General features: G+C 72.5%; 2 protein-coding genes and 1 pseudogene. 1 reads left to right on the forward strand and 2 read right to left on the reverse strand.

The window, feature by feature from the left end:
- Window positions 1-196 (reverse strand): annotated as a pseudogene (locus ABT106_RS31680) (hypothetical protein); the annotation flags it as partial.
- A 95-nt stretch (window positions 197-291) separates the two neighbouring features.
- Between ABT106_RS31680 and kstD the strand changes: the two are divergent.
- Window positions 292-2,076 carry a 3-oxosteroid 1-dehydrogenase gene (gene kstD, locus ABT106_RS31685; RefSeq protein ID WP_351284442.1) on the forward strand — a complete coding sequence of 595 codons (1,785 nt, stop codon included), beginning with the start codon at window positions 292-294 and terminating at the stop codon, window positions 2,074-2,076.
- 85 nt (window positions 2,077-2,161) lie between these two features.
- Here kstD and ABT106_RS31690 read toward each other — a convergent pair whose 3' ends face one another.
- Complete coding sequence (locus ABT106_RS31690) at window positions 2,162-2,599, reverse strand: hypothetical protein (protein WP_351284445.1); 438 nt, start codon at window positions 2,597-2,599, stop codon at window positions 2,162-2,164.
- Window positions 2,600-2,740 lie beyond the last annotated feature (141 nt).

Raw genomic sequence — 2,740 nt, forward strand, 5'->3', positions numbered from 1 at the left:
GCAGACCGAAGCCCATGGCGGCGAAGGAGTGCATGGTGACCCCGTCGACGTCCTTGCCGGGGGTGATGGCCTCGAAGGCGGCGCGCTCGTCGATGCCGCCGCGGGGCTTCGCTCGTGTGCGTACGGGGCGGGTCCCCCGCACGGGCGAGCGGGCGTCCTCCCGCGCGTGCGGGCCGCACGGTCCGGGCTGCCGCATGCCTTGACATCACATGATCCCCCGAACACCTTCTCTGACTCAGCATCAGAAATGTTGGAGCCGGACCTTCCTCCCCTCACCGCTGGAGCCTGCCCATGTCCGCAAGCGCTTCCCGCACCTCCCCCGAACGTCTCCCCTCCAGACGGACCGTGCTCGCCGGGACGGGCGCCGGGGTGCTCGCCGCGACCGTGCTCCCGGCCGCCGCGGCCCTGGCGGCCGACGGCCCGCCGCTCGGCGCGTACGACGTGGTCGTGGTCGGATCCGGGGCCGCCGGGATGACCGCCGCGCTCACCGCCGCGAAGCGGGGGCTGAGCGTGCTGGTGGTCGAGAAGGCACCGACGTTCGGCGGATCGGCCGCGCGGTCCGGGGCGGGCATCTGGCTGCCCAACAACTCGGTGATCCTGGGCGCGGGGGTGCCGGACACCCCGCAGAAGGCGGCCACGTACCTCGCGGCGGTGGTGGGGCCCGAGGTCCCGGCCGACCGGCAGGCGGCGTTCCTGGCCAACGGGCCGCGGATGCTGGACTTCGTGATGGCCCACAGCCCGCTGAGGTTCCGCTTCATGGAGGGCTACAGCGACTACTACCCCAATCTGCCGGGTGGCCTGCCGAACGGCCGTTCCATCGAGCCGGACCAGCTCGACGGGAACGTCCTGGGCGCCGAACTGGCCCGCCTGAACCCGGCGTACCTGCCGGTCCCGGCCGGGATGGTGGTGTTCAGTCAGGACTACAAGTGGCTCAACCTCGCGGCGGTGAGCGCGAAGGGCCTCGCCGTGTCCACCGAGTGCCTGGCACGCGGTACGAAGGCGGCGCTGCGCGGGGAGAAGCCGCTGACGATGGGGCAGTCCCTGGCGGCGGGACTGCGGGCCGGACTCCAGCGGGCGGGGGTGCCGGTGTGGCTGAACAGCCCGCTGGTGGACCTGGTCCAGGAGGGCGGCGCGGTCACCGGGGTCGTGGTGGAGAAGGACGGTGTACGGGGCACCGTACGGGCCCGCAAGGGCGTTGTCGTCGGCTCGGGAGGCTTCGAGCACAACGCGCAGATGCGGGCGCAGTACCAGCAGCAGCCCATCGGAACCCAGTGGTCGGTGGGTGCGAGGGAGAACACGGGTGACGGCATCCGGGCCGGGCAGCGGGCAGGGGCCGCGCTCGGGCTGATGGACGACGCGTGGTGGGGGCCGTCGATCCCGCTGCCCGGGGAGCCGTACTTCTGTCTCGCCGAACGGACCCTGCCGGGCGGCCTGATCGTGAACCGCGACGGCGCGCGGTTCGTCAACGAGGCGGCCCCGTACAGCGATGTGGTGCACGTGATGTACGACCGCGACCGGGGCGCCCCGGGTTCGCACATCCCGGCGTGGCTGATCGTGGACCAGCACTACCGCAACAAGTACCTCTTCAAGGACATCCTGCCGACGCTGCCCTTCCCGAACGCGTGGTACGAGGCGGGCGCGGCGAAGAAGGCGTGGACGTGGGACGCCCTGGCCGGCCAGATCGGGGTCCCGGCGGCGGCCCTGCGGGCGACGCTGGGCCGGTTCAACGCGCAGGCGTGGACGGGCGACGACGCGGACTTCCACCGGGGGGACACGGCGTACGACCACTACTACACGGACCCGAACGTGCACCCCAACTCGTGCCTGGCTCCGGTCTGGGTGCCCCCGTTCTACGCGTTCAGGATCGTTCCGGGCGACCTGGGCACGAAGGGCGGCATCGTGACGGACGCGCGGGCCCGGGCCCTGCGCGCGGACGGTTCGGTGATCCGGGGGCTGTACGCGGCGGGCAACGCGAGCGCGGCCGTGATGGGCCGCAGCTACGCGGGGGCCGGGTCGACGATCGGTCCGGCGATGACGTTCGGCTACGTGGCGGCGAACGACATCGCGGACGCGTGACGCGGACGGACGGGTGACGCGGGCGGACGGGTGACGCTCCGGCTTTGCCCGGAGCGCCTGGCCCCGCTCGCTCGGCCCGGGGTGCCTAGCCCTGCTGGAAGAGCTCGGCGGGGAGCGGCTTCAGGAGGGCGTAGAGGTCATCGGTGATCGGGCGGTCCCAGCTGGCGATGGTGACCAGCACGTTGTCACTGCGGTCGAACTGCACGCAGGAGATGCGGGACTCCGACAGCTTGATCTTCCGGACGATGAGGAGGTTGTCGCCCTGCATGACGGGGCAGTCCTCGGCGCCGGTGACCTCGACGTCCTCGTCGTTCTCCAGCGCGTCGAGGAGCTGGGCCACCTCGAAGGGGACCTGGCCCTCGGAGAGGTCCCGGGCCGGGGAGCCCTCGGGAAGGTTGCCGATGATCATCGCGGGGCCGCGTCCGCCGAACAGGTCGTAGCGGAGGAAGACTCCCTGACAGCTGCCGTCGGGCGCGGGCAGCAGCCCGGCCCCGAGGTTGCCCGGCCAGTCCCCCGGGTCCATGGCGAGGACATCGAAGTCCGGGCCGGCGGGTGTGGCGGCGCGGTGGCGGCGGCGATCCGGGTGGACGGGGAGTCGGTGAGGTCGCGCAGGCCCAGACCGTGGGCCTCGATGCGGTGGTCGATGCCGGTGATCCAGGCGGGC

Origin of the sequence: Streptomyces sp. NPDC002044 (assembly GCF_040296725.1) — a bacterium.
GTDB classification, from domain to species: Bacteria; Actinomycetota; Actinomycetes; order Streptomycetales; family Streptomycetaceae; genus Streptomyces; species Streptomyces antarcticus.

Coding starts and splice junctions, on each gene's coding strand:
- ABT106_RS31690 (WP_351284445.1), bottom strand. CDS start 2,599: ATGGACCCGGGGGACTGGCCGGGCAACCTCGGGGCCGGGCTGCTGCCC.
- kstD (WP_351284442.1), top strand. CDS start 292: ATGTCCGCAAGCGCTTCCCGCACCTCCCCCGAACGTCTCCCCTCCAGA.